The following is a 19,346-nucleotide window of genomic DNA, read 5'->3' on the forward strand; positions in this document are numbered from 1 at the left end:
TACAAATCCACAGAGCCCCCTTGCATGCCGCAAGGCGGCAGCCGGACCAGAGTAGGACGAATGATCTCAGCTTGTCGCTAGGCACGACGTAATGCCTCGATAGGATCCAGTCGGGCTGCTTGGCGTGCTGGATAAATGCCGAAGGCAATCCCAACAGTTAAAGAAACGACGACTGCCACGCCAACTGACCAGATGGTCACAACGGTATCCATTCCAGAGAGATAGGTAACCAACGACGGTGCTGCCAAACCGAGCAACACACCGAGGCCCGTTCCGAACAGAGAGAGCGTAACGGTTTCGATCAAGAATTGAAAGATAATGTCCGACTGCTTTGCCCCTAGTGCGCGTCGGATGCCGATTTCATGGGTACGTTCGCTGACCGTGGCCAGCATAATATTCATAATGCCGATGCCACCCACGAGCAGCGAGATCGCTGCCGTAGCACCGAGGACAAAATTGAAAATTCGCTGCGTCGCCTGCGCCTGCTCCAGCAAGTCGAGCGGCACGGTGATGACATAGTCCTTCTGCGGGTGATATTTTGCCAGCAGTCCTTCTAACGCATTGGCAGTTGACTTCACCTGGTATCGGTCCCGGACTTCGACGGTAATCTGGCTCAACTCAAGTCGTTGCCTTGAATAGCTCCCCTGTTCTACCCGCTCAATGACATCGCCGATCCGACTTCGATCCGTGCTCAACGGAATCACGATGTCGCGATTCAAGTCTTGTGCGGAGAGGCTGGAACCAACCCCAGCAGAGGGAGTCTTGTAGCTCTGGACACCAACGACTTGGAAGAAGTGGCGATTGGCCACTTGAATGGATTTTCCCAAGGGGGATTGCTCACGAAAAACTTTTCGAGCAACTTCCTCGCCGATCACGCATACATTCGCACGTTGCTCCAAATCGACCGGCTCAAGAAATCGACCGCGAGCTAAGCCAATTCGATTGGCCTCAAAATAACTAGGATGAACCGCCACGAGGCGGCAATCGATTTTCTGTGCGCCATAACGTGCCTCCTGGGGAAATTCGCGCATCGGTGTGATTCTGATGGCGGACACGATTGTGTCATCAATCCGTCGCAGGTCAGCGTAAGTCAGCCCATAGTCTTGCTCGAAAGCTCGAAAGTCGACTTCCGCGTCACTCTCCGTGGGCTTGACGGTTCGGACGATAACATTGGTGACCCCGAGCGCTTCGATCTGTTCCTGGGCCTGGCGACTAGCACCCTCGCCGACGGCTAGCATTACAATGACGCTTGCCACTCCGAAAACTAGGCCCAATACGGTAAGCAAGGATCGCAACTTGTGTAGCATTACGCCATTCACGGCGGTGCGCAACAAGGCCCGCTGGCGCCCACTGAGCAGCATTACTTGGCCCCCGGCTGAGCAGGCACAGGCTGGGGCATGTCACCGACAATCGCTTTCTTCTCAGCATCGGCAAAATCTGCGAGGCCGCGTTGGTAAGCGTCCAGGGCAACGATCTCTTTCTCTTCGAGACCCTCAGTAATTTCTATGAAAGAATGCGTGATCCGTCCAGTCTTGACCACCCGTCGGTCCACCTTACCACCATCCAGCACATACGCGTATGATTGCTCAAAATGCTCAGTCACTGCGCTGACCGGGACAGCGAGTACATCCTCATAGGTTCCCACAAGAATATCGACCTCAGCCGTCATGCCAGGTTTGATTGCCAAGCCTTCCGGCAATTCGTCGATCTGCACGATTGTCTCATAGTTCTGCACATTGGAATAACTACTAGCAGCCATTCCCGCCACAGAGGAGATTGTTCCCGCCAATTTGATATCCGTGAAGGCGTCCAGTCGAATCACCGCATGTTGTCCGACCTTGATGCGATCAATGACCGACTCGTGCACTTGCGCCTTAACTTGCATCCGAGTCATGTCGGGAAGATAGTAGACATCGCGTCCAGAATACATTTCCGTTCCTTCGCGAATTCTCTGGGACGCATCATACCACCGCTCATTTGCATACGCGACCGTTCCGTCTTGCTCGGCGAGCAACGTGCATTTTTTACGCAACTCCTTCAGTTCATCCAACTGTTGTTCGTGGATCTTTACTGAGTTCTTGGCGTTGGCGACTGCCGCCTCAGCCTTCTTCTGCTCGGCCTCAGCTGTTTTTTTGGATCGTGCGAGTTTCAATTCGTTTTCTATTGCCTTCGCTTTCAACTCCGTCTCTTGGCGTTTCTTCTCGTATTCGCGAAGGACTTCCAGTTTTCGACGATCTCGCTCTACTTGAAACTCATACCGCTGCACGTTGAGGTCCTTTTCCAGCAATTGCTGCGGTGTGCGATAACCTTTTTTTACAAGCAGCTCGGTGTAGTTTCGCTCGTCTCGAACTTTCTCTAGTTCGGCTTGGGCTTCCTTGATTGCTCTCTCTAAGTCGGCTTCCTCTGAAGCGAACGTGCCCTTGATGTATTTTTCGAGGTCGATCACAGCCAACTCGAATTCAAGTTGAGCCGTCGCAATATCTGTGCTGTTCTTGTTGAGTTGTATCTCTAGAGCCTGAATGGTCTCTGCGTGTTTCCCCTTGGCATCGTTGACTTCAACTTCTTTTTTCTGAATCTCTTTGTCAGTATCATTCGTCTCAAACTCAGCTACTTTGTCACCCTTCTTAACCTGGCTCCCCTCGGGAACGATGAAGGTAATTTTATTTCGACCAGGAATTTCACATTTGCCGTAGACTGTCTTCTGACTTTCCATCGTACCGCGTTCAATGATGCGATCTTTGAGGGTACGCCGCCTCACGACATAGGTTGCCGCTTCATCGGAGTCAGAGCGAGAATCGCCGAACAGCCCCGGAACTTTGATAGCACCGAAACCAAGTGCGACCATCACAGCCAAAACAATCGAGAAAGAGAAGATCGGTTTCATTGCAATTGTCCAAACTAAGTAGAGCTCACCTTTGCATTCTAACCGAGCTTGGCGTTACGATACACCGAAAACCGAAAAAACACAGCAATTGAAGGTGTATATCTTCGGGTAGCACCGACACTCATTCGAACTCACTTGTCTGGTAGTCAATCTCGGTTCCGACGACTGTCGGCGCTATCCCTAGCCCGGGGACTACTCAAGGCGCAATCAATTCTGGAATCGGTGGCATCTCAGGAGGAGGCAGCAGTTCTGGCTCGCCATCGGAAACTGATTGGCCATCTTCTTCCTCGGACGCTCGGTCCTGAATACCTGCCATTTCATCCGAGAACTGCGGTGGGAAATAATCAGGATCTATCGCATGGAAATTAGCCAGTTCTTCCCACCCGGACTCTTCATTGATCCAATGACCGGTTTCGTCCAGGTAGAGCATGTCGAGAGCCGCGAACAGATTCATCTTCTGAATGCGATACTGGACCCAGTTCGAGATCAGATTGTTCCGAGCACTCAATTGACCATCCAACGCTCCCAAGAGCAGCAAAGTAAGGTTGGAATCGGCTGCCGAACTTCGCCGTAAATCGATCTGTGTCTGATCAACCTGTCGTGTCGCCGCGACCAGCGTCTGGCGGGCGATCTGGAAATTGAGCCGACTCAATTCCAATTGGCGAAGAATCTCACGAACTTCGTTCGCAACTAGATCTTTGTCGGCTATGTACGAGCGGCTGGCGCGCTGATAGGCAATTTGTGTCGCACGGTAGACATTGCGTTCGTTGAGGCGATTGAGGGGGCCATCGAATTCGACACCTACTCGATATCTGTTGGCTGAGGAGTCAAAGCGATAGGCATTGTTGATCGAAGGATCGCTACCAATCGTCACACCGCCCGATACCGTTAGGTCACTTTCCAGTGCGTCCGCAGCAACCTCGACTCTTCTGAAAGCGTCCATCACGGTCGCTTTGCTGTTCATGACGTCCAAGCGATTATTGAGCGCATAAGTGATGGCCGATTCTTGCTGCACATCGTGAGGCTCGATCTCGATCAAGAACAGGCGCACCAAGGTCTGGGCCAAATAGAGGTCGGCCAGCTCGCCTCGAAGCTGCTCGCCAATCGCCTGCTGAAGTGCTTCCCACGCTTGCCCGTTGGGCGTCATCGGCCGCTCTTCATCGTCAACTTGCAACGGATCTACTGTCGCCTGCAAACCTTCGGCACTAGCTGCATGGATGAGCTCTTGCAGGTCTTTGTCGAACGTTGCGCGATCGGCCAGGGCGTCCTTCATTTCTGTCAGTAGTTCCTCGACATCTTCGGCATAGGAGACTTGCTGCTCCATGTCCATTCGATCGTCTGCTGAGAGCGATGCCATCTCAACCTTCTTTAACTGTCCTATCCACTTGTTTAACTCCTCATCGACCTCGGGTACGAAGGCTTCCACACGATCTCGGATCTCACGATACTCATCGAACGTCGACTGCAGTACGGACCGAGGGGCCTCCGTTGGAGGGAGATACTCCATGAGCGATATGAATAGCTCCTGCGATTCCTCCTGAAGCGTGATAATCTCTGGATTGACTAATTCGAACTGAGTGAGCAGGGATTCGTCTAATTCTAATGGCACCCAGGACGGCAGCCCTAGTTGAAAGCGATAGGCGTCCAGGGCTTGAGCAAAACCTTGTTCGGACCCCAACAGCGACGAACGGCCATTTTGATATTGCTGGAAGACCTGGTCACGCTCGATTTGTGATTTGATTTCCAGCTGCACGTAGAAGTTGTATTCCACCAGATTCTGACGCAGGTTTTCCACATTACTGCGTGCGTTTCGAATGCCCTGTAACCGGTTGAGAAGGTTCAAATAACCTGTAGCAACATCAACGTAGAAAAGTCGGCGAAACCTAGCGAAATCGCGTACCGAATAAAGCAGATTGCGTTCTGCCTGAGTGAGACTTTCCAGCCGGACATAACGAAATGCACCTCGCAACAAGGGCTGAGTGAAGGTCGTGACCAGAGCTGCCGAGCCCCCCTCGATGCCACTAGATCCAAAATCCCAAAACAGGTTGTTCAACACACCTGTCGCAAACTGTCCCCCACCAGGCAAGTTCTTGGTGAAGCCCAGTCGGCTAGCTGTGACATCGAGAAACCGCGAGTCCCCCAAGTCCTCGCCGGTTGCCGTAAAATCAGCGCCGACTCCTCCGAACCATTGCGCGTCGAACTCAAATCGATTGCTGGAGAGATCAAGAGCAGTTAGATAAACCGATTCATATTGTGTTTGATACTCTCGACTGTTCAGCAGGGCCAGATCCATCGCGAGCGGCTGATTTAGCTCAATCTCTCCTTCGTTGTTCCGCGGCAGGAACTCTGCCCACATCGGATTCTCGGTATAGCCCTTGTCGCCGATTTTCGAGTAGTACTTCGTATTGTTGAAACCATCGGGATAGTCCATGTATTGATGGGCGGCGGGATCGTCCTGCGGTTTCAGACCACAGTCCTGCTCCGCAGCAAAATACATGCGGGAAGCGGGTTGCGGTTCGACTGTCCGAATCGGAACCTCCCACCTTGGGTCGGTTTCACGGCTCTCGATCAAGCAATAGGATTCTCGATCCGCGGCGCGTCGGTACTTGGTCCGGTTACACCCATCGAGCAGCGCGCACGAGAGCACAAGAACGCACATAGACATGAGGTTCGATGCCGCTCGATGTGTCCAAAACCCGGGCATAGACAAACGGTTCACTGCTAGCAAGTCGATAAGAAAGTCGGACTCTGACAGTTCTATCGGTCAGTGAAATTGAACCGGATATGGCTGAACCCCCTTTCTCAGCCGACGCGATGCTAGCAGCAAGCCGAATGCGCGAAGCTTTAACGATTGGGAAAACTATGCGTCCACCTGCCAACCGTGCAGAGCACGTTTCCTTTCGCCGAGACAATGTCTGCTTTGATTCACGAGGCGAGAGCGAAGCTCATTTTCAGACTAGAAACCATTGTAGAAATCGGCCACCCAGTTCACGATAATGGGTCCGCAGCAGAGTCTGCGGATTCTTTGATAATTCGAATAGAACGTGGCGCTTTCCGACGTCTGGGAGAGTGAATTCACTCCATTGTGCGCGACCGCATCTCGGCAGACAATTTGCTTTTTAGTGTCTTCCCGAGTTGCTTGAGTGCAAAATCGAACCCGATCGGGACCGACCCTACCTTGCTTTGTCCTGCAGAAGATTGGTTGACCTCTTAGACTTGCATTTCACCTCCGCCGAGCACACCAACTAGCGAGTATTCCAGCAGCCAACAGCGCAAATGTTGCTGGCTCGGGAACTTGATGCGGTTCGCTGCTCAAGGGACTCGGCGGATCCTGAGCCGTCTTGCCGAAATTGCGTTGCCAGATGAGGAAGTCGGCACCATCACTGTCGCCGTCGTCATCCGCATCGGCGCCACCGTCCAAGTCGTAACTTGCTTGCCACTTTGCCAGGTCATCACCATCGACTTTCCCGTCGCCGTTGAAATCCCCAGGAACAACGGCATCGGTGACAAAACGAAATATTTCTCCCGTGTAATCTAAGACGTAAAGATTTCCATAGAAATCCTCGGCGAAAGAGACAGGCGCATTGAGCGTACCGGCATCAGGAGGCAGCGAACCATGGATGTTGGTTGCGGTCCCAATAGGATTCGAGGGGTCGAATGTGCGAATAAAATTCTGCTGAGAATCGCCAAAAAAATACTGTCCTTGCAATTCCGGATCAGGACCACGATAGACATAGCCACCAGTCACCGCGGCCCCACCACCGCGAGGATAGTCGTACTCTGGGTTAACTGCCCCAGCAGGAGTAGGATCATTCGGATAGGCTGGGTTTTGAATGAATCCTTCTCGAACTCGCCATCCGTAGTTCCTTCCGCCGGTGTCGGAGGCTGGTTGAAAATCGATCTCCTCACGAGAGCCTTGTCCGACATCCCCGATCCAGAGGTCACCCGTTTGTCTGTCAAAACTTGCCCGATAGGGATTACGAAGTCCATAGGCCCAGATTTCATCATCCCCTGTAGCACCGACAAACGGATTCGAAGCAGGAATGCCATAATTACCTCCCGTGCCGTTCGTACCATCGACATCGATCCTCAGCGCTTTTCCAAGCAAGTTGGAAGTGATGTCTTGAGAGTTGCCGATGCCGGCCGTGTGGCCTGTGCCAGTATCGTTTCCATTACCTCCGTCACCAGTCATGATGTACAGGTAATCATCGACCGGACTAAAACCGATCCAGCCGCCGTTATGATTAGACTGCGGTTGATTGAAAGCGAGCAGTTCCGTTGCCGCTGGATTGGCAACATTCGGATCCGCCGAGACCGTGTATCCTCGAATGTGAGTGCGTGTCGCTGCCGTACCGCCGTCATCGTCCACTGTCACGTTGATGTAAAACTTGCCATTCGTTGCGTAGTTCGGATGGAAAGCCAGGCCAAGCAGGCCCTCCTCACTACTGCTGCTATCCGTGTCTGGAACCGTCAGGAACGGAGTCGAGATAATTGTCTCAGTCGACAAGTTAACAATCTTGATAGTGCCAGTTCTTTCCAAGACAAACAGGCGCTCTTTATCCCCCGGAGCAAATGTGGCAAACACGGGCTGATTCAAGCCATTAACCACCCGATGCAAACCCACAGCAGCACCAAACGAGTATGCCGCTCCCAAAAACCCGAAGGCCAGCAGAAACGCTGAGGTTGTTAGAGTGCCGCATTTAGATGTGTACTTATAGCCAGATCCCCGTGCCATGATTCGCCTCGCTTGTTCCGGTAGTGCGATACTTCTGTCCCGAGTGTGAGTATCCCAAAAGAGCGGGCCGATTGCAAGAAAAATACGCAATAATCGCAAGCTAGCGAACTATTCTGAATCAGACAAATCATCATGCGAGACGGCCAGTTCTCGCAGCATTTCTAAGGCTTCCTCGACTTCAGGCACGACTATGCCAATTTGTCGCCCTGCCAAATCACACTTTGCTAAACACAAGAGCTCATCGAAATCTTCTGAGGTTTCAAGCCTCTTGCGGGCACGGATTCCCAACGAAGCGTTCAAGTGCGAACTCCCAGCCGCCAGATTTTCGAGAAACCACAGAGTACGCTCGGTTACAATTCCTAATAGTGCCTTGAGCGTGGCAGCCTGGGGTTGCTTGCGATCGATGGCTTTACCCACGTCGTGCAGCAATGCCGCTGTGAGTAATTCCTCATCGTACGGAATTTCCTCTCGGACAAGCAAGAAAACTTGCAGGCTGTGGTAGAGCGCATCTCCTTCAGGATGGGAGCAGGGATTCTGTTTCACATCAACAAGGGGATGCAGCAATTCGGCATAAAGTTGAAAACGACGGTCCCAATCTGTGGGCTGATCGGCCCGTGCGAGTGTACGCATTTGCTGACCAACTTCTGCATCGGAAGGTATGTCGACTTGCCGAATGCCCTGTGGGTAAAGTCGCTCGACGGCCTCGCGACGGGCGTCGGAGTGGCGCATCTCTGGTTGCTCACGAATCAGGCGAGCTGCTTCCCAAGCGATCTGGCGGCGTACTTTCGAATGCTTCACTGCTCAATGGTTATCGGCTAGAGGTTGAAACAGCGGTGTGCCTGCTGATAGAGATCTAGTCTATCTGGTCACAGCCAATACCGCACTATCGAATTCGCATGAGTCTGAGACAGGGTTAGTTTTCTGAGCCGCTTTGGTTCGAGTATCGCGTTTGCTATGACAAATACGGCGAAAATCATCTTCGCGGGCAACGAAGGCCTCAACTACTGCGGGGTCGAATTGCTGCGCGTAGCGAGTGACAATCCACTCACGCGCCGCCTCATGTGATACTGCCTTCTTATAGGGGCGATCGGATGTGAGCGCGTCATACACATCTGCCAAAGCAACGATTCGGCCAGTCAGTGGTATTTCCTTTCCTTGCAGTCCCTGGGGATAGCCGCTGCCATCCCAGTGTTCATGATGGGTTGCAGCAATCTGCTCGGCAACCTCCAAGAAATCGTCGTTGCCGAGTTGCTTTCGAATCGCAGACAGACATTCCTTCCCGAATGTTGTATGCATTTCAATCGCCTTGCGTTCACTGGGCTTTAGTTGATCGGGTTTAAGAAGTATCGCATCAGGAATGCCGACTTTGCCAATGTCATGAAGCGAAGAAGCTGCCGCGAGGTCAGCTACAAAACCCGGCGCGATCTCAGGATTCGTACGAGCCATTTCTGTAGCTAGGATGGACACATACGACCGGATCCGTTCCAAATGCTTCCCGGTGGCAATGTCACGAAACTCGGCTAGGCGGGCCAGTCCGAATGTAACCGCGTTGCGTGTGCGTACCAGGGATTGAGTTCGCTCGGTGACCTGTTCTTCGAGCTTCGAATTAGAATCAGCTAGTCCATCTTCATACCGATTCAGTAGAAATATGGTGATCATCGCCGTAGCTCCGACGATAAATGCAACGAGGATGTAACCGATTTGCATGACCGGCCGAATCGTCGATGCAGCAAACGAAGCGATGGACACGTTCGATTGGTAAACGCCCAAGATTGCATTGATGCTGGGCATGCTAAAGCCCGTAAACGTATGCAATTGCCCATAAAGTTCCACTTTGCCATTGACCACAGGCAGTCTTTGGGACTCTGCTTCCCGGACTAACTGCGTGATCGGGCCGGAAGTTTCGTCGTTAGTCAGGAGGCTTTTTCCTGGAAACAATCGCAATAGCCCTGGATCGGCCTTGAGATCTGGATGGCAGAGCAAAGCACCATTGTCTCTACGCATGATGCAGAGCACACCGTCGTTTGGAATGTTTGTGATTTCACATAGCTGCTGTAGTTTCTGCCAATCCTGCGTGCCAGGTTCAGATGTGGTGACTCCTAAGGCCTTCACTTCGATCGCCAATTCATGAGCTTCGGCCCGTCCAGCGGAGGAAACATAGTCGTTGACGACAAATTGATAAGTATCCCAAAGCCATCCAGTCGCCCAAGCGACTCCAAAAAGAAGGCACCCCGCTTGTGCGGAAACCAACAGCGCCAAGAGGAAACACCGGCTTCGGATTTGTAGTTTGGTCATTGACGTCGTGGCATAGCCTGAAGGCGCATTGATTCGATGAAGTCTGAACAAGGATGCTCATTTTGACTTCTTCTATGGAGGACAATCTGAACAAGATTAGCTCGCAGGAGATCACAGAAAACACCTTAATTCATGTCGATCCAAGCAATCCTAGTAGTTCACCAGTGCAACAGGTAATTTCCACACAAACGGCTTGACCCGCCCCTCTTGAGCGTCACAATTGGCGAATAAGTACTTCTCGCTTCAACTTAAGTCACGTTCCCTTTGATCTTGGCAGGTCGCATATGTCTCTATTAATCAAGAACGGTCGCATCATCACGGCTTCAGAGGATTTTTTCGGAGACATTCTCTGCGAAGAGGAAGTCATCGCTCAGATTGCTCCGCATATTGATGCAGGAAAGAATATCGAGGTCATTGATGCCTCAGGGAAATATGTGTTTCCTGGGTTCATCGATCCTCATGTGCATATCTACCTCCCTTTCATGGGGACCTATGCCAAGGATACCTACGAGACTGCAAGCCGAGCAGCACTCGTCGGTGGGACTACGACATTGATCGAGATGTGTTGTCCTTCCCGTAGCGAAGATCCCTTGGAGAGCTACGAATTGTGGCTCTCTCGTGCTGCGGAGAGTGGCTGTGACTATACGTTCCACATGGGGGTTTCAAGATTCGACGATCAGACCGAGGGCAAGCTGCGCGAAATCGTCAATCGAGGCATTGCTTCGTTTAAGATCTTCCTGGCGTACAAAGGGGCTTTGGGTATCAACGACGAAGAACTTTTTAGGACTCTAGCTCTGGCCAAGCAATTGGGTGTGATTGTCACCGCGCATTGCGAGAATGAAACGCTCGTCGCCCAACTGCAGGCTCGGCTACTAAGCGAAGGGAAGACTGGACCAGAGTGGCAAAACGATTCACGACCTCCACATGTTGAAGCGGAAGGGGTGCATCACTTGATGACCTTTGCCGAAATGACTGGTGCCCATGTTTACTGTGTCCATACATCATGTCGAGAAGCCCTTCAAGCGGTACAAGAGGCCCAGTTGCGAGGAGTCCATGCTTGGGTCGAATCGGTGATTCCGCATTTCGTGCTCGACAAGTCCTACACGGAAAAACCTGATTTCGAGGGTGCCAAGTACGTCATGTCCCCCCCGTTGCGCGATGAAACTCAGCACGACGCCCTCTGGGCGGCGCTCAGGTCGCGTTTGATCAGCACCGTCGGGACCGATCATGCCCCGTTCGATTTCATAGGTCAGAAGGATATGGGCCGGGACGATTTCAGCAAGATCCCCAACGGTATCCCCTCGGTCCAGGATCGAGTCAATATCCTCTACACCCACGGTGTTTGCAAAGGACGCATCGACCTGAATACGTTTGTCGATGCTGCCAGCACCCAAGCTGCCCGTCTCTTTGGAATGTATCCTCGCAAGGGGACGATTCAAGTGGGCAGCGATGCTGACTTAGTGATTTATGATCCCAACTACCGAGGGACGCTGTCGGTCGAAAACCAAGAAATGGCAGTCGACTACAACGCTTTCGAAGGTTGGGAGATCGAAGGGCGACCAAGCGCTGTGACTGTTCGCGGCAAAGTTCAAGTGCGCGACGGTAAGTTCGTCGGTGAACTTGGTCACGGGCAACTCTTGACGCGCAAGCCAACACACTTTTAGCGAGGTAGCAAATCATTCATTGCTTCTTGAGCGTCAGCATGTAGTACCGATGCACTCCACTGCCCACGGTGAAAGGCATCAACAGTCCCGAGATTGCGTTTTCTAATAGTCGCTGAGGAAATGCCTTGAGAAATGCTCGAGCGGCCATCGGCATCTTGAAAAATCTGCGCGACAAACTGTAGAAACGGGCCAGGTTGTGGCTGATGTCATTCGACAAATCTCGTTGCTCAAGCAATCTTAAGCCTTCATTGTCCGCCTGTTGAAGCCACATTGCAAGCACGGCAAACTCTTCGACAGCCATCGTTTTTTCTACCAACCGTGCGGCAAGTTGCAGATCGGAGTCATAGTTTTCTAGCGGAGCGTCCCGGAAACAATCGATGACAATTAGCCTTCCGCCGGGACGCAACACCCTCTGAATTTCGGCAAGGGTGCCCCGCCAATCGGAGCCTTGGCACAGGCATTCGACAGCGAATACCACGTCGAACGAAGCATTAGCAAACTTGAGCGAATGAAAATCACCCTGTTGAATTTCTACATTATTCAACTCGGCTGCATCCTTGCGAGCTGACTGGATGTGATCCGCTGAGAGATCGACTCCCAAGAATTGACAATCAGGCAGGCGGATTGCCAGATTGCGGAGATTGAAACCTACTCCACAACCGACTTCCAGAATTCTATCGCCGTGCTTCAACCTCTCGGCGATCAACTCGACTTGCCCAAGATAGCCAGTTGTGGCAAATTCTTCCCCGCAATTGAGGGCCACATGCATGGCCCCATCGCGTGAATGAAACAGCCGATAGCCCCGATCGCTCTGTTGATAATACTCGAGCACACTCGTGGCGTCGATTTTGCGTTCAGCAATGGTCTGGATGTCGAATTGATTGGCTGTGATCCGCAAACACTCACTAAGCGATAAGTCGGGAATCGAGGCAACTTCCATGTTGGCATACAGCCTCTTGGACTATCCCCGAGCCAAAGCATCGGATTGATCAACAAATTCGTCGCCGGTCCACTGCGCGTCGTCGCGAATCATACGTTTATCATGCTCGGCTTTAGCCGCAGCGCGAGTTTCGGCTTGCCGCTTCACGAGATCCGCATGTGTGGTGAAATACTGCACACTGTGGCCCTTGAAATCGTCTAACGTCTCGAACTCATGTTTTACCATGAATGCCAACAGTTCGTCGCACATGTTCTTCACCATTCCGTACCCGAACTTCATCACCCCGGTACACACCTGGACGGTATCCGCTCCCAACAGAATAAACTGAGCCGCATCGTTGCCCGTCTCGACGCCACCGATTCCACTAAGCGTGCTATTGGGAAATTCATCACGTATCACACGGGCAATCTCCATGCACATCCGCAGAGCAATCGGCATCACGGCACGGCACGAGTAGCCACCGGGAGTCGTGTAACCTTCGACCTGCGGTTCGGGCCGCAAAGTATCGAGGTCGATTCCCAACACACTGCGAATCGTGTTGATTGCACTTACCCCTTCGCAACCTGCCTTGAGTGCTGCCCGGGTGGGATCTTCGATATGCGTGACGTTGGGTGTCATTTTTGCCCACACGGGAACTTTAGCCACGGCATTTACCCAGCCAGAGACCTCGCTCAAGATGTCGGGGTTCTCGCCCATGGCGGATCCCATCTTGCGTTCAGGGAGTCCATGGGGACAAGAGAAATTTAGCTCGAAGGCATCGACTCCCAGGTCTTGGCATCGCTCGACGATTTCTACCCAGGCGTCTTTGTTAAACTCTTCCATAATGGAAGCGATTAAAATGCGATCAGGATACTTATCTTTGACGGCCTTGAGCTCTTCAACCCAGATATCAAAACTCCGATCGCTAATGAGTTCGATGTTCTCCCAACCGATGATTTCTTTCGAATCGCGCGCTCGGAGTCGAGCGTAACGCGGTTGGACGTTGACGACTTTGGTCGCGTCCAGGCTGATGGTTTTACAGATGACCGCTCCCCAGCCCTCGTCAAAAGCCTTCCCGATCACATTGCCATTGGTTCCCGGAGGGCCCGAGCCAATCACGAATGGGTTGGGCATTTTCAAGCCATTGACGGTAGTTTCAAGAGTAGGCATCGGAAGACCTCCGCGTGTGGACTAGAACTAGTTGTTAGTGTGTCGCATCTCTTGAGTCGAGTCAATCATCTTCACTCGTTTAGCTGTCCGTTGCAATATTCAAAGCACGATAAATGCGGTTGTCCACCAATGAATCTGCAATGAACTTGGCACCGGGGAACACATGGGTGAGGGAATGACCACCAGGGACTGCCACCGTATAGGCCCCAGCAGCAACTGCTGCCTGACAACCGAGTTGGCTATCTTCGAGAACAAGAATCTCCGCAGGCTGGCAATTGTGCTTCTCCGCTGCCAGTAGATAAACATCAGGCGCAGGCTTGCCATGCTCGATGTCGTCTCCCGATAAGGTAAAGCGAAAACGATCGGTAAGATTCGCAAGCAGTAGGACATGGTCAAGGAAATCTCGCGTGCTACTGGTGGCGATTCCTTTGGGGATCTCCGCTGCTTCTAGAGCGTCAAGCAAAGTTAGTAGACCGGGCATCGGAGTCAAGCGAGTTTCCAATAGTTCTCGCATGACTTCCATCGACTCATCGGCAAGCTCTGGTACGGTGATGTCGAGCCCGTGATAGTCGATCATGATTTGCAGTGCCTTGGCCGACTGACGGCCCATCATCTGATCGAGCAATTCGGCCGTGAACTCGCAGCCACGTCGAGCCAACACGGTACTTCCCACCTCTTGGTAGAGCACTTCCGTATCAAACATCAGGCCATCGAGATCAAACACGACCGCTCGTAAGAGAGGATCAGGTACAGGGAAATCGTTCATTGTGTGGCATTGCTCCCAGCTTCTTCAACAGGCAGAGACGGTGATGTTTGATAAATCGTAAACCAATCGTTCTCAAAGACCACCGGTAATCCCAGTGGTGGATATTCCTTGGCGAGCACGAAATCAATTCCGTGTTGCGAGGCAAGTTCCTTGATCTTTTCGTCGCCGAGATACCCCAAAGAACGATAGGGGACCTGCTCTCCCCAATAGTTTTCGTGCATATAGATTTCGTTGTTGCGTCTAAACCATTCGACAAGTGACGCCTGATCCTGGGGAACATCTTTCCAATTAAAGTAGTCTGGTCGCTCCGCGTACCATTTGAATGATTGTCCGTGGCGCGGGATAAAAAACAGGGCGTCCTTTGGAGTATGGTCGCGTGCCCATGCGCAAGCCTCTTGCCAGGCAAAGCGATTCGATAGTTTCGAATCGCTTGGAGCCGTATTGTCGACTCCGCGCTCAAAGGCCGTGGAAAGCAAGAGCATGGCCGGCACTAAGACCCCCAAAATACCTATCAGGGTAATGGCTGGAGTTCGCCGGTGGGAGATCATGCTAAACAACCACGCAGCGGACAGAGCAATCGCCAACGGCACGGCAACATCTGCCATTCGGAACCAGTAGTATTTTAGCAAGCTGGCAGAAAGGGCAGGGTAGTTCCAGGTGGCAACCTCCCAAAGAAGGCCTAGTGTTCCTATGACGACACACGCCCCAGCAAATCGCTGAACTCTCACCAGCGGTACGAGGGATCGAGAAGGCAGTCGACTGCAAGCTTGCCACAACCACAAGAACGCCGCCAGCAAGAGGCCAAATCGCCAGGTGTGGCTAAATAGCTCTGCTCCCAGCATGGTCAACGGAGCCAGATGGTGGGGCAGTCGCTCGAAAACATAAATTTGATTGGCCTCAGCTTGAATCGCAGCAGGCGTGCCGCGCGAAAGCATGAGCCCCGGTACGACACCGACTAGCGCCAACATTCCTCCTAGCAGCAAGGCAGGAAACATCGCCGAGAAACTCGGGCGCGACGCTTTGTCTTCTAATCCCCAGACCACCAAGGCTGCGATCACCGACCAACCTCCGACCAAGACATGAAAGGCCGAAGCGACGCCAAGCAGGAGCCAAACGCTTCGCCAGTTACCACGTGCGAGTTCTGCAAGTCCCCAGAAAACAAAAACATAGGCAAAGCATTTTCCTTCCACGCCGCCAACGACCCATTCCCCAGCGAAGTTTCCCCAAGCGATGAGTGTTACCAAGAGCATTGCAGTGACCACCGACAAATACTTCACTTGCACGATCCGCCAACTCAACCGTTGCCAGGCCCATGCTAATGCCCCCCAAGCCACGATCCGACCTATCCAGGCAACCGTGGGCAAGCTGAACCACTTGGTCAACACTCCCACGGTCCAATAGAAGAGCAAATGCGGATCGGCGGATTCCAGAAACAGATCCCCTGCACACCATGCGGGATTCCAATAGTGCTTGGCTTTCGCCAGATAGTGGGCTTCATTGACATGCGGCACAGGTGCTCCTCCATGTACAAAGAAGACCACCAAGATCAGCGCAATCTCGAGCCACTGCGTTACAGAAGATTCGTTAGATCCCAGTTTGTTACCGTTCCGGCCCATTCACACAGATTACGAAGCAACTGGCAGGTTGGCCAGGGCAACAATTGATAACCGCGAGGGGAGTGCCGGTGCAGCAGAGTTAGTATTCCATCGGCTCACAGACTGGCTCCGTGAGAACGCGCTTAGCTCTGCCTTGCGAAGCTCGGTTGGCGCGGCGCGGCTAAGAGATGGAGAATCAAGGCTTCTTCAGTGTCATCAAATACTCCACCAAATCAACCAACTGCTGCTTGGTGAGTTTTCTTTGCAGTTCTGCTGGCATCAGGGAAATCTCGCTCTTGAACATATCTTCGATTTCATCTTGCGAGACCGTGGTGTCGATGCCTTCGGCATTGCGCAGAGTGACGGCCTCATCGGTTTCGCTCACCAGCAAGCCGGTCATCGATTTGCCCGAGTCAAGAATCACAATGTATTGCTCGTAATTATGACTAATGCCGGCACTGGGATCCATGATCGCCTGATACATCGCTTCTTTCGATAGTTTGCTGCCGATTTCCGATAGATCAGGGCCGACTTGTTTACCTTTACCATGAACTTGATGGCAATCCGCACATGTGCCGACCTCGGCAAAGATTTTTTGACCTTGGTCAGCAAAACCGGTTTCACGGAGGAGGTGTCGTAAAGGGGGAAGAGCCTCCGCGTTGGCCGACTGGGGAAGTGGAAGGAATTTCTCTGCCTGCTGACGAATCTCTTCGTTGGACGAAAGGTGCAGCGCATCGGCAGCGACAAATTGAAATTGTTCGGGTAACTTACCATCTTTGGCCTGCTGAATCAGTAGTCGTTGCCCTGAGATCGACTTAGTTAAGCCTTGAACCGCAGCCATGCGTTGCGGCATGGTAGAAGACTCATCTCTAACGATGTCGAGAAGCCTTAGATTGAGATCGGAGTCATCCACCTGCCCGATCGTGATTAGAGCCGCGGCATGAGTGTCGTCCAGTGACGAGGTGATCTGCAAGAGTTGGTCTTTACCGCCGGTTGCCAAGATGGTCCGTGCCGCTTCCACGGAAGTCTGGTCATCCTCAGGCGAAATTATTTGAGCTAGCAGGTCATCCTGGTATTCTCTCAGTTGATACCTGCGTATTAATTGAAAATACTGGTCCGTTCCTCGTTGCGAGTCGAGATAAGCTTTGACGGCACCTTTCGTATGCGGGGATTTCGTGATATCGAATTTTGGCAATCGATCCAGGATTTCTACGACTACACTGGGAGGCAAGGAATAGTTTCGCTCCAACAGTTGGGTAAGTGCTATTGATTTGCCGGGCTCTGATTGGAAATCAAATGCTCGTAAATAGCGATCCAAGTCGAAACCATTTTCGTTCGCAGAGAGAATCAGTTCAGCCAATCGTGCTGGCGTCGCTTTGGAGCGACTTATCCACACGATGTCGGTACTTGGAGGATATTGCCATTTGTCTCCGACCCGTTTAATCCAAGCTTCCAGACAAGAATCCCATTTGCCACGGGCGGCAATGCCGATCGCTTCAAGCCACCAACGATCGTTTTCTTCAGTTTTGTCAGCAAGCTGCGCCCAAAGCTGGGCAGCTTCTTTTGAGTTGTTATTTGCAAGTGCAATTGCCAATTCTCGCTGCACTTGGGGCGAGGGGTCGTGCATCAAACGCCTAACCAACGGAAGCATGTCCATTTGATGTTGTCGAGCTAGTCGCAATCCCACGATGCGTATTCGCGAATCGTCGCTATTCAAAGCCGAATCGACATAGCCGGAAAGATCACTGGCGACCGCACCGAGCAACCAGAGGGCACGTGCTTGCAGTAAGGGATCGCCGGACTCCCATAGTTTTGCTATCTCAGGTTCGGCTTGTTCGCCCCATTTCAAGATTTGTTGCCAGGCGATTGCCCGTACGGCAAAATTTGGATTCTCCAAGGCGGCAATGGTTCCAACTGGTGTGGCGAAGTCATAGGTTGGCACTTCGTAGTTGTTGCCGCTGCCAAAGGGGGTGATTCGAAAGATGCGTCCCTTCTGGAGATCCTCAACGTTGTGTCCCCCTACGCCGGGATCGTACCAGTCGGCAACGAATAACGAGCCGTCTGGGGCTACCTTTACATCAACAGGTCGGAACCAAGGATCCCGCTCCCCCTTGAGAATCTCGGTGATTTCTGCCGAAAAGCCCGCGCCTTCCTCCTCAACGCGATAGCTTCGCACTACGTTGTGCCCTGGTTCACAATGCAAAAGTTGCCCATGAAAATTGACTGGGAGCAGTTTGCCTTCGTAGATCGTAATCCCTGCCGGCGAACCACTGCCTGTATATAGCATCGAAGGTACAACTCCAGGGTCGTTCACATGCCAATGTTTGCCTGGCAACTCATCATCTTGACCGGTCCGAGGCATCCACCACGAGGCCCCCGTCAGTTCATCCTTGTAACCATAGTTGCCGAACTCCATGACAAAATTGACTCGCGTCCCGCGATTTCCGTCGTCGTCGTTGTCACTCTGCCAGATGTTGCCGAACGAGTCGACGGTGAGCATCCACGGATTGCGAAAGTTCCAAGCAAGTGTTTCAAAGTCATTTCCGTCCAAATTGCATCGGAAAGCCATACCTTCTTGGTAAGGAGTTCTTCGATCATTTACCACATTGCCGGCTAAATCTCGAATAGGCTGCCCCCTTGCATCGCAGATCTCTTTGCCACTATTGCCAATGTTGAAATAGAGTTTGCCATCAGGTCCAAACACGAACGCGTGAATTCCATGATCATGTTGCTTGCCTTGAATTCCGGTAAAGAGTTCTTCCTGTCGGTCGCATCGATCATCACCATCATCATCTATAAGGATCACGACTCGCGATCCCGTTGAGACGATTGCTCGCGTACCATGCCCATCAGGGGTGCCCAGAACACAAATGCCATGGGGGGAATCGATGTCGGCCCCCTGGTAAAAGGTCTTGCTCTGGTCGGCCTGCCCATCACCATTGAGGTCTTCAAGAATGACAATCCGATCCCCGGCAGGGCGTGAGCCTAGACTCTTGCGGTAGTTGACAATCTCACAAGCCCAGACGCGACCTTTGTGATCGACGTCGATGGCCGAGGGATTGACCACCATTGGCTCTGCAGCGAAAAGTGTGCACGCCAACCCGTCTGCGACGTCAAGCCCTGCCGTCGCTTGTGTTGGCTCACGAGATGCACCCGCTTCCTTTGGAGATTGGGCATCCACGAAAGAGTAGCAGAGCAGACCTATTCCAAAGATAAAGACGAAATAGCAGAACAGATGGCGCACAGTTACACTTCCTAGGAATAGTACGAACGGTTGACTATAGAAGTTTATGTGCAGTTAGATCATCTTTGCAATAT

General features: G+C 52.3%; 12 protein-coding genes. 1 reads left to right on the plus strand and 11 read right to left on the minus strand.

The annotated features are described in order from the left end of the window. Positions 1 to 77: 77 nt before the first annotated feature. The 6 genes from Pr1d_RS09130 to Pr1d_RS09155 all read right to left on the minus strand — a co-directional run bounded on the left by Pr1d_RS09130 (position 78) and on the right by Pr1d_RS09155 (position 9,914). Complete coding sequence (locus tag Pr1d_RS09130; RefSeq protein WP_148073244.1) at positions 78 to 1,361, minus strand: ABC transporter permease; 1,284 nt, start codon at positions 1,359 to 1,361, stop codon at positions 78 to 80. Continuing rightward, a complete protein-coding gene (locus Pr1d_RS09135) occupies positions 1,361 to 2,884 on the minus strand; it encodes an HlyD family efflux transporter periplasmic adaptor subunit (RefSeq protein ID WP_148073245.1) in 1,524 nt (507 codons plus the stop codon). Before Pr1d_RS09135 ends, Pr1d_RS09130 begins: the two co-directional genes overlap by 1 nt. A 196-nt stretch (positions 2,885 to 3,080) precedes the next feature. Further along, positions 3,081 to 5,549 (minus strand): TolC family protein, encoded by a 2,469-nt coding sequence (locus Pr1d_RS09140; RefSeq protein ID WP_148073246.1) that lies wholly within the window; start codon positions 5,547 to 5,549, stop codon positions 3,081 to 3,083. Between the two features lie 558 nt (positions 5,550 to 6,107). After that, positions 6,108 to 7,619: a PQQ-dependent sugar dehydrogenase gene (locus Pr1d_RS09145; protein ID WP_148076321.1), complete on the minus strand. Its 1,512-nt coding sequence runs from the start codon at positions 7,617 to 7,619 to the stop codon at positions 6,108 to 6,110. A gap of 108 nt (positions 7,620 to 7,727) precedes the next feature. Beyond that, entirely contained in the window at positions 7,728 to 8,417 is a 690-nt protein-coding gene (locus Pr1d_RS09150; RefSeq protein WP_148073247.1) for an HD domain-containing protein, read from the minus strand. Between the two features lie 60 nt (positions 8,418 to 8,477). Continuing rightward, positions 8,478 to 9,914, minus strand: coding sequence for an HD-GYP domain-containing protein (locus Pr1d_RS09155; protein ID WP_148073248.1), 1,437 nt, complete (start codon positions 9,912 to 9,914; stop codon positions 8,478 to 8,480). Positions 9,915 to 10,198: 284 nt separating this feature from the next. On the opposite strand from Pr1d_RS09155, the gene hydA reads away from it, so the two are divergent. Next, a complete protein-coding gene (gene hydA / locus Pr1d_RS09160; RefSeq protein WP_148073249.1) occupies positions 10,199 to 11,578 on the plus strand; it encodes a dihydropyrimidinase in 1,380 nt (459 codons plus the stop codon). 16 nt (positions 11,579 to 11,594) lie between these two features. On the opposite strand, the gene Pr1d_RS09165 is transcribed toward hydA, so the two are convergent. From Pr1d_RS09165 to Pr1d_RS09185, 5 genes are all read right to left on the minus strand, one after another. Continuing rightward, positions 11,595 to 12,518: a class I SAM-dependent methyltransferase gene (locus tag Pr1d_RS09165; RefSeq protein ID WP_148073250.1), complete on the minus strand. Its 924-nt coding sequence runs from the start codon at positions 12,516 to 12,518 to the stop codon at positions 11,595 to 11,597. A gap of 21 nt (positions 12,519 to 12,539) precedes the next feature. Beyond that, a complete protein-coding gene (gene preA / locus Pr1d_RS09170; RefSeq protein WP_148073251.1) occupies positions 12,540 to 13,667 on the minus strand; it encodes an NAD-dependent dihydropyrimidine dehydrogenase subunit PreA in 1,128 nt (375 codons plus the stop codon). Positions 13,668 to 13,746: 79 nt separating this feature from the next. After that, complete coding sequence (locus Pr1d_RS09175; RefSeq protein WP_148073252.1) at positions 13,747 to 14,433, minus strand: HAD family hydrolase; 687 nt, start codon at positions 14,431 to 14,433, stop codon at positions 13,747 to 13,749. Then, on the minus strand, positions 14,430 to 15,944 hold the full coding sequence (locus Pr1d_RS09180; RefSeq protein WP_148073253.1) for a DUF6798 domain-containing protein: 1,515 nt from the start codon (positions 15,942 to 15,944) through the stop codon (positions 14,430 to 14,432). Before Pr1d_RS09180 ends, Pr1d_RS09175 begins: the two co-directional genes overlap by 4 nt. A 280-nt stretch (positions 15,945 to 16,224) precedes the next feature. After that, positions 16,225 to 19,272, minus strand: a complete 3,048-nt coding sequence (locus tag Pr1d_RS09185; protein ID WP_148073254.1) for a PVC-type heme-binding CxxCH protein — start codon at positions 19,270 to 19,272, stop codon at positions 16,225 to 16,227. Between the last annotated feature and the right edge of the window lie 74 nt (positions 19,273 to 19,346).

This window comes from Bythopirellula goksoeyrii (genome assembly GCF_008065115.1).
Lineage (GTDB): Bacteria > Planctomycetota > Planctomycetia > Pirellulales > Lacipirellulaceae > Bythopirellula > Bythopirellula goksoeyrii.

What these genes read in the sequence shown, in the direction of transcription:
- Pr1d_RS09130 (WP_148073244.1), bottom strand. Translation starts at nt 1,361, where the DNA reads ATGCTGCTCAGTGGGCGCCAGCGGGCCTTGTTGCGCACCGCCGTGAAT.
- Pr1d_RS09135 (WP_148073245.1), bottom strand. Translation starts at nt 2,884, where the DNA reads ATGAAACCGATCTTCTCTTTCTCGATTGTTTTGGCTGTGATGGTCGCA.
- Pr1d_RS09140 (WP_148073246.1), bottom strand. Translation starts at nt 5,549, where the DNA reads ATGTCTATGTGCGTTCTTGTGCTCTCGTGCGCGCTGCTCGATGGGTGT.
- Pr1d_RS09145 (WP_148076321.1), bottom strand. Translation starts at nt 7,619, where the DNA reads ATGGCACGGGGATCTGGCTATAAGTACACATCTAAATGCGGCACTCTA.
- Pr1d_RS09155 (WP_148073248.1), bottom strand. Translation starts at nt 9,914, where the DNA reads ATGACCAAACTACAAATCCGAAGCCGGTGTTTCCTCTTGGCGCTGTTG.
- hydA (WP_148073249.1), top strand. Translation starts at nt 10,199, where the DNA reads ATGTCTCTATTAATCAAGAACGGTCGCATCATCACGGCTTCAGAGGAT.
- Pr1d_RS09165 (WP_148073250.1), bottom strand. Translation starts at nt 12,518, where the DNA reads ATGGAAGTTGCCTCGATTCCCGACTTATCGCTTAGTGAGTGTTTGCGG.
- preA (WP_148073251.1), bottom strand. Translation starts at nt 13,667, where the DNA reads ATGCCTACTCTTGAAACTACCGTCAATGGCTTGAAAATGCCCAACCCA.
- Pr1d_RS09175 (WP_148073252.1), bottom strand. Translation starts at nt 14,433, where the DNA reads ATGAACGATTTCCCTGTACCTGATCCTCTCTTACGAGCGGTCGTGTTT.